Here is a 6,964-nt window from a genome sequence, read left to right as displayed (position 1 = left end):
CACAAGCAACGGTCTGGTCAAAGTTGGCGGTAACCCTGGCTTCAACACCTCATGGACTCCCACTCAAAAACCAAGATCCATTAGCAACACTCCTGCTTGTTAGAAACAAGCTTGCGGTGACCTGGCGCTGTGACGGCAGCGGTACAACCAGGTCTCCCTAAGCGAACGACAGCCACCTCACACCTCCCGAAACCCCGCCTTCTGCGGGGTTTTTTCTTGCCCGTGATCAACATCACAGCCATCCATGACACAGCTCATCAACCCATTTCCCATTCTCAGAGATCTTGAGTTCATCGGTGGACACACCGCACTTCCACTTCTCTCCTCGCACACTCACCACCATGAACCGCTCACTCTCCATCCTCTCCGCTCTAACCCTCTCCTCCGCTGCGCTTCTGTCTGTTCAGCCGCAAGAGGTCAACGCCATGACCATTGCTTTTGACTGCTTTGAGCGCAGCACTGAAAAACTGGTTGCTCGCAGTGCCGTCGACATGACCAGCACGGCCATCAGCTGCCTCCCCGTTCCAGGCACAACCCTCACCGAAGATTCCGGCATCGATTCAGAGGACGACGACATCATTGTTGATAACACCGGTACAGATGAAGATTTTGACCAGGATGCTGACTCTGATGTCGACATTGCAGACGAAGACATTACAGACGAAGACATTGCAGATGAAGACATTGCCTTCGAAGATGAAGATGTTTATGAAGATGAAACCAATCCTGAAGCTTCCACAGGCTCACAACTCGGTGAAGCCCTCGGAAAGCACATTGGCGATCTCTTAGTACAGGGTATTAACGATCTCTTCCGCTGATCCTCGAAGCATTCCCGCCACACCCTCCACCTTGATGCAAAACTTCCGCCCTGCTTTCCACATCAACCCGGTAAGCAGGGCCACCAAAATGCTGAAAAGGTAAACCAACAAAGGCCACGAGGCATCGCGAGATCAACCCCTTCCATCGCCACAAGCCCTTTCCTAATGAAACGCAAAGTCATTGATGATTCAGACATGCGCATCGTCCATCAAACCGCTGCGGGTCTAATTCTCCTCGCCAGCAGCACACTTATCTTCACGCCAAAAGCCGAAGCCAACGCTTATCGATGCTTGGATCGCCAAACTGGCGAACAAGTCGCCATCAGCGACATCGACATCACCACCCCCAGCGTGAGCTGTCTTCCCAGCGACGGAACCACAACACCCCTCAGTAAGGAAAACGACTCAGAGCCCGAAACGGTGCCACCGAGCACAGATTCCACAGTTGCCCCCTACGACGATGAAGATTCTTCCGGATCTGGGCAGCCTTTCCAGGCTCCATCGGACATAACAGTTGAGCCCCTGGCTGCCCGAAGGGCAATCAACTTGGCTCGCGGAACAGCCGTGTCACTCAATGGTGGACTGAGTCAATACCGCCCTAGCACTTGCATGTTTGGCAGCGCCATGGGCAATCCATGCATCACCCGCTCAGATTCACAAGGCATTGAATTCACGATTCCAGGTGGTCCTCCAGGCTGGGAACAAAACAATGCAGAGCCAAGCGTGGTGACCGTGGTGGTGATTGCACCAGATGGCCGCTCCGTCTTGGAATCAAATAACAACTGAACGAGCCATTCCCCCCCTCGGGCCTCAAACGAATAACAAGACAATCTCGTTCAAGCGCTTTCATTAAGCCAACGTCGGCCATTGGGTTCAAAACACAATGACTAAACAGCAATAGATGCCTGACAATGGCCGACAACGCTTATCTCCATAAACTCACTATTGCATTATCATAAGATAGGTATAAATATTCCAAGTCAAAGTCATACATGCACTGGTACAAAAACATCGGCTTGCACAAGCAGAGCTCAGAATTACGCCCACTTCAAATCACTTAAGCCTTGCAATGCGCTGGCCAACGTAAAATCCCTTTTTCAAGGCTTTTACCAACACTGCTCGTGGGTTCCTAATTAACACTGCCATCAAAGATCAGCCTTTGAACTTTTGGCCCAGCATCTGATAAGCCATCGCCGGATCAGTCCTGCTGACACGGAAAGCTTCCATCGCACCAGCATGAGCCTCAAACAGCTCTTCACCAATGGCGATGATCCCAGCTGGATCACTGATCAAACCACTGTCAATCAGGGGCAGCATCTCGGCAAGCCAACTTGGAAGGAAATGGAATTCTGCAAGTCTCAACCGATTACTTGTTACATGGACAAGGGTTTCACCTGGATCCAACGGGCAGCCAACTTGGAATCGGCGCTGGCAGCGACAACAGCCTTATGTCGTCAGCCATCAGACATCCATCGGTGAGGACGCACGCGTCGTAGTGGGGCATGGCTCCTTTTGGCCAAGCAATACAAGGCCGATCTTTGCGCCTTTATCGCTCTGCTCGTCCTGTAGCTCCGGCCTTGATGCATCAGCTCTTCGAGGGAAAAGGCTTTGAGCCGAGGAGCTGATCAAAGAGCTTTTCTGCAAGCCTCAAAATCATTGAGCAATCAGCTTGCCGCCTGGAACCCCGACCAGGAAGCGATGCCAGGGATTATTCCTTCTGAGAATTATTTAAATACGTAAAGCGACGCCAAGAATTGGCTGGTTTATGAAGCCCATTTCATGAACCTCTGCAACTTGGGGCGATACGAGCGCTCAAACGGCAACCTTTCGAAATGCTCAGCCTTCAAGTTTCCTTTAGATTTGGATCAGCGTTATTTCCGGGCTCAGCCCGCCGACCCATGGCCAAGAGTCCTAAAGAATTGGCGTTTCTTGGTGGCACTTTCCTGTTCGGGCTTGGAGCACTGGAAGTGTGCCTTCGATTCGGAGGGTTCTAAACGATGGCAAGCAACACACCCACCCAAAAGGGCCACAAACACTGACAGTGCAGCAAATTTGTCGACAAAAAAGCCCCGCATTCGCGGGGCCATCGTGGTTAGAAGCGATCACTCAGCTCAGAATGTGCAATCGACAAGCTTGGTTGGTGACATGTGTGCTGATGTGACATCACATCCTTCAGACGAAGCAGCAAAAGAATGCTGAGCGACATGAAGGCGACGAGCCTTGAGCTCTTTTTCTTTGATCATTGCGAGGGTGTTCATTAGAACTTCCTACAGCGCCTCAAACCCCGTTGCCTGTTTGAGATCGGACTGCGCCCCTCTTGGGGCCAACGTTCCACAACCTTAATCGATCCAGTGAGCTCCGGTGAGGTGAATACCGAACAACTTGTGCCAGGAAGACCGCAACTCTGCCCTAGTGCGCATGTCCCAAAAAAGCCTTGGCGAACTGAGACCACATCAAACGCATGTACAGCCTCACAACCAAGACGAGGCAGCGGATTTGAGTGCAATCAAAGCAACGCATCCCAATCGGTGGCCTGTATAAGTTGCAGATGATGACCTGCTCAGACGCATTCCCGTTATGGTCACCATTTCAAGGAGGAACACCGAATGGGCGATTACACCGTTGCGATTTGGGCCACCATTGGCCTTGTTGTGGTGTTCACGGTGCCAGTTGTCTGGCAATTCATGCAGCCCAACGATGACGACTTTGGAGATCTCACAAAGCGTCCTAAATAAATTCTGTCCGCAACTTCACAGTACAGCCGAGCTCAACACAGTCAACATCAACCGATGAAGACCAATAGAGACCGGCTGAACTTCGCTCGGGATTCAATCAAAACATAACTCTTCAGAGAAGAGGAACACGAGACGTGAACACGCACAGATCAGGACGACAGCCAGGCAGCAGCAGAATGAAAGAAAATAATTTTTCTCTTCAAATTTACATTATTTCAGCAGTACCATTGGCTTCAAAACCCAGCAATTGATCTATCGCATTTTAGATATTTGGTCTATAAAAGCTTAGATGAACGATGCAGCTCCTCTAAACTTTCTAAGCAAAACAATATCAATTTCATTACAATATTAATTTCAAAAAATCTTAATGATTCAAGTTGATTTCCAATTTGAATCATAGACACAAGATTAACCTTGCAATTAAGACTTCTTATTTTTGGAATGACTGTGCTTTGAAGACAGGTGCAGCAGGCTCGAAGCTTTTTCCTGTTCTTCCACTCTCGCCAAGCGCGTCACAAGATCCCAGGTGTCTTGAGCTGACATTTCGCCATCCGCTTCCCATTCCAAAGAAGACAAGTCAGAGGGAGACATCGCGCAAAAGTCGGCTCCACAACTTAAAGGAAGCGCTGCTGAATTCCGCCATTGCAACAGCAATCAAACCTTTAATGATTTGGAAATTGGTACTGGCGAATACGATTGACCATGGTCCTGGGTGACCTCTCTCCCAATAGCCCTTGAGTCAAGAGCTGCCGCACGAGCGCTGCCTGTCGTCGATCCAGACCAAAAACTTAAAAAACAATCAACAGCACCAAAGCCATTCCATTCGTTGGTGCATTGATTCAGATGTTGAGGCACAGAGCGCAGTTAACGAAAAGCTGGAGAGCTCAGAACAGTTGGTGAATTCTTAGATCGGCAATATTTGCGTCACCAGATCCTGAACAAGTTGAGCGCTAACAATCAGACTGCTCACACCTTTGACGCGTTCATGGAGCAGGGCAGCTTGTCCAGCCGCAAAATCAGGCAACTGCATCGCAGCCACATGCACGATGCCACCTTGGATGAGGTGTTTATCGTGCTCAGCGTTGGAGCGAGCCTGATCTCCACCCTGGGGCTGCTTGCCAACAGCACTGCGGTCGTCATCGGAGCCATGGTGGTTGCTCCTTGGATCATGCCTCTAAGAGCCGCAGCCTTCGCCATCTTGCTGGGCGAAGTGCGTCTGCTGGGCCGATCAATGCGAACCCTACTGGTAGGGGTCTTGAGCACCACGCTGCTCTCCTTTCTGCTGGGTTCTGTGGCTGGCTTGCCTCAGTTCGGCACAGAGGTTCTGGCCAGAACAGAGCCCAACCTGCTCGATCTGGGGATCGCCCTTGTGGCAGGAGGTCTGGCGACGTACGCCAAGTTGCGAAGCGATGCTGTGAGTTCGCTGGCTGGAACGGCAATCGCCGTGGCCCTGGTGCCTCCTGTTTGCGTAATGGGACTGTTGCTGTCACACCAGAGCTGGAGTGCGGCCTCCGGAGCCGGATTACTTTTCGCCACCAACCTGCTGGGCATTCTCACAGGCGGGTTGGTACTGATGGCCTGGCAAGACTCCGAATTCCGCCAAAAGCTGCTCCGAAGTCAACTCAGCGTGGCCAGCTTCACACTGACAGGCCTGTTGCTGATTCCACTGGGAGGCAGCTTCATCGGATTACTGAATCAAGCCAATCGCGAGAACCGGCGATCCATGGTGGAACAAACGGTTCGTAAATTTCTTGTTAATGAAACTCTAACCTTCAGCGATCCTGAATTAGTTGATGTGGAACAGGTTGATATTGACTGGAGGCCAACTCAACATGACAAGAAGAAAGAAGAGGGAATTATTCGGATCATTGTTCGTGTAACGGATGCCGACCTTCCCAGCTACAAGCAGGTGACATTGGTACAAGAAGAGATCAACAAACTTCTTCGGAGCAATTACCAGCTTGTCGTTCAACGCACAGCTGTAGACGTTGTTGGTCCGAAAAAAGTGATCCCTTTAGAACAAGAATCTGAGGAGTCGGAAATCGAAACACCCTCTCAAAACAACAAGGAAGTAACTGAAAAACCTGAGAACAAGCCGCTGTCGCAGTAATCCGACGATGGGTTGGATCAACCATGACAGTTTTTTGATTGGGAACCATCTTGTTCCAGTTCTTGAATGGGGTTCAAAAAACAACAGCTAGGAAATTATCCTGGGCCTAATATCATCCATACATGGATGTTGGCCATAAACTCGGCTGATGAAACAGACTGGACGTCGCACATTTCTACGGTTGATCGCAGGCGCAGCGGTTTCAGGCAGCGTCCTTGATGGTTTTTTCCGAAAGAGCGGATCACAACAACTGGGCCCAGCATCCGCTCAGAACGCTGACAAGTTGAAACTGGGCTTGATCAGTGACCTGAACGGCTCCTACGGAAGTACGAACTACAGCAACTCCGTTCAGCGCGGAGTGAGTTTGCTGATGCAGCAACAACCCGACCTGGTGCTCTGCGCAGGAGACATGGTGGCTGGCCAGAAGAGGTCGTTAACGAATTCCCAGCTGAAGGCGATGTGGGCTGGTTTTGAACACTCGGTTCGAGCACCGCTTCAAAAGGCAGGGATTCCCTTACTCCCGGCCATCGGCAATCACGATGGATCGAGTCAACAGCATCAAGGGCGTTGGATTTATGGGCGTGAGCGCCAGCAGGCTGATCTGTTTTGGGGCCAGCATCGCGGGGATCTGCAATCCGGGTTCATCGAGAACGAGCGATTTCCCTTTCAGTACGCCTGGAGACGTCCCGGACTGTTTGTCGTTGTCGTCGATGCCTCTTCAGCCAACGTTGATTCATCACAACGCCAATGGATCGAGTCAGCACTGAGCTCGCCCTATCGCCAGCCTGATGATCTATGCCTTGTCATGGGGCATCTCCCGCTTACAGCCTTCAGCGAAGGACGGGCTCGTGCTGGCGAATGTATCACCAATTCACAGGGGCTGGCCATTGTTCTGCGACGAGCCAGGGTTGATCTGGTGATCTCAGGTCACCACCACGCTTGGTATCCGTCTGAATCAATGGGTCTGCGGCTGCTGAGTCTTGGAGCGATGGGAAGCGGACCACGCCGGATCATTGGCAGCGGTGTGATTTCACCACCATCTCTGACGCTTCTTGAGTGGTCTCGACCCTCGGGGCTAATCAGCGAAACAACCATTGATCTCAACTCCATGCAGCCCATTACCGCCGATCGCCTTCCAGTCCAGGTGGATGTTGCTGGTTTTGCACAGGCTCGCCGCAGGAGTCTGCAATGGCAGCGGGGGTCGCTGATCTAGCAGCCAACAAAAAGCCCCCTCGTGAGAGGGGGCTTTCCGATTCAGCTCAAGCTGAATCTCTTAGAGACTTCAGCCTCAGGCTGTCTCG

Annotated in this window: 7 protein-coding genes; 5 read left to right on the top strand and 2 right to left on the bottom strand. The window is 51.4% G+C overall.

The genetic code is table 11. The features are described 5' to 3' along the window. Positions 1-284 precede the first annotated feature (284 nt). Both DXY31_RS16245 and DXY31_RS16240 read left to right on the top strand, forming a co-directional pair. Positions 285-818 (top strand): hypothetical protein, encoded by a 534-nt coding sequence (locus DXY31_RS16245; protein WP_137025030.1) that lies wholly within the window; start codon positions 285-287, stop codon positions 816-818. A gap of 195 nt (positions 819-1,013) precedes the next feature. Further along, positions 1,014-1,604, top strand: a complete 591-nt coding sequence (locus DXY31_RS16240) for a hypothetical protein (protein ID WP_244279894.1) — start codon at positions 1,014-1,016, stop codon at positions 1,602-1,604. Positions 1,605-1,970: 366 nt separating this feature from the next. Here DXY31_RS16240 and DXY31_RS17230 read toward each other — a convergent pair whose 3' ends face one another. After that, the gene (locus DXY31_RS17230) at positions 1,971-2,135 is read right to left on the bottom strand and encodes a hypothetical protein (RefSeq protein WP_170953755.1); all 165 of its coding nucleotides are present in this window, start codon (positions 2,133-2,135) and stop codon (positions 1,971-1,973) included. 1,289 nt (positions 2,136-3,424) lie between these two features. Between DXY31_RS17230 and DXY31_RS17770 the strand changes: the two genes are divergently transcribed. Further along, positions 3,425-3,553 carry a hypothetical protein gene (locus DXY31_RS17770; RefSeq protein WP_256359648.1) on the top strand — a complete coding sequence of 43 codons (129 nt, stop codon included), beginning with the start codon at positions 3,425-3,427 and terminating at the stop codon, positions 3,551-3,553. Between the two features lie 420 nt (positions 3,554-3,973). On the opposite strand, the gene DXY31_RS17225 is transcribed toward DXY31_RS17770, so the two are convergent. After that, positions 3,974-4,144 (bottom strand): hypothetical protein, encoded by a 171-nt coding sequence (locus DXY31_RS17225; protein WP_170953754.1) that lies wholly within the window; start codon positions 4,142-4,144, stop codon positions 3,974-3,976. Between the two features lie 394 nt (positions 4,145-4,538). Between DXY31_RS17225 and DXY31_RS16230 the strand changes: the two genes are divergently transcribed. Both DXY31_RS16230 and DXY31_RS16225 read left to right on the top strand, forming a co-directional pair. Then, positions 4,539-5,663 carry a DUF389 domain-containing protein gene (locus tag DXY31_RS16230; RefSeq protein ID WP_114994774.1) on the top strand — a complete coding sequence of 375 codons (1,125 nt, stop codon included), beginning with the start codon at positions 4,539-4,541 and terminating at the stop codon, positions 5,661-5,663. Positions 5,664-5,811: 148 nt separating this feature from the next. Further along, positions 5,812-6,876 (top strand): metallophosphoesterase, encoded by a 1,065-nt coding sequence (locus tag DXY31_RS16225; RefSeq protein ID WP_114994770.1) that lies wholly within the window; start codon positions 5,812-5,814, stop codon positions 6,874-6,876. Positions 6,877-6,964 lie beyond the last annotated feature (88 nt).

Origin of the sequence: Synechococcus sp. UW179A (genome assembly GCF_900473965.1) — a bacterium.
Lineage (GTDB): Bacteria > Cyanobacteriota > Cyanobacteriia > PCC-6307 > Cyanobiaceae > Synechococcus_C.
The sequence above is the reverse complement of the archived record's forward strand: the minus strand, read 5'-3'. Positions and strand labels throughout refer to the sequence as shown.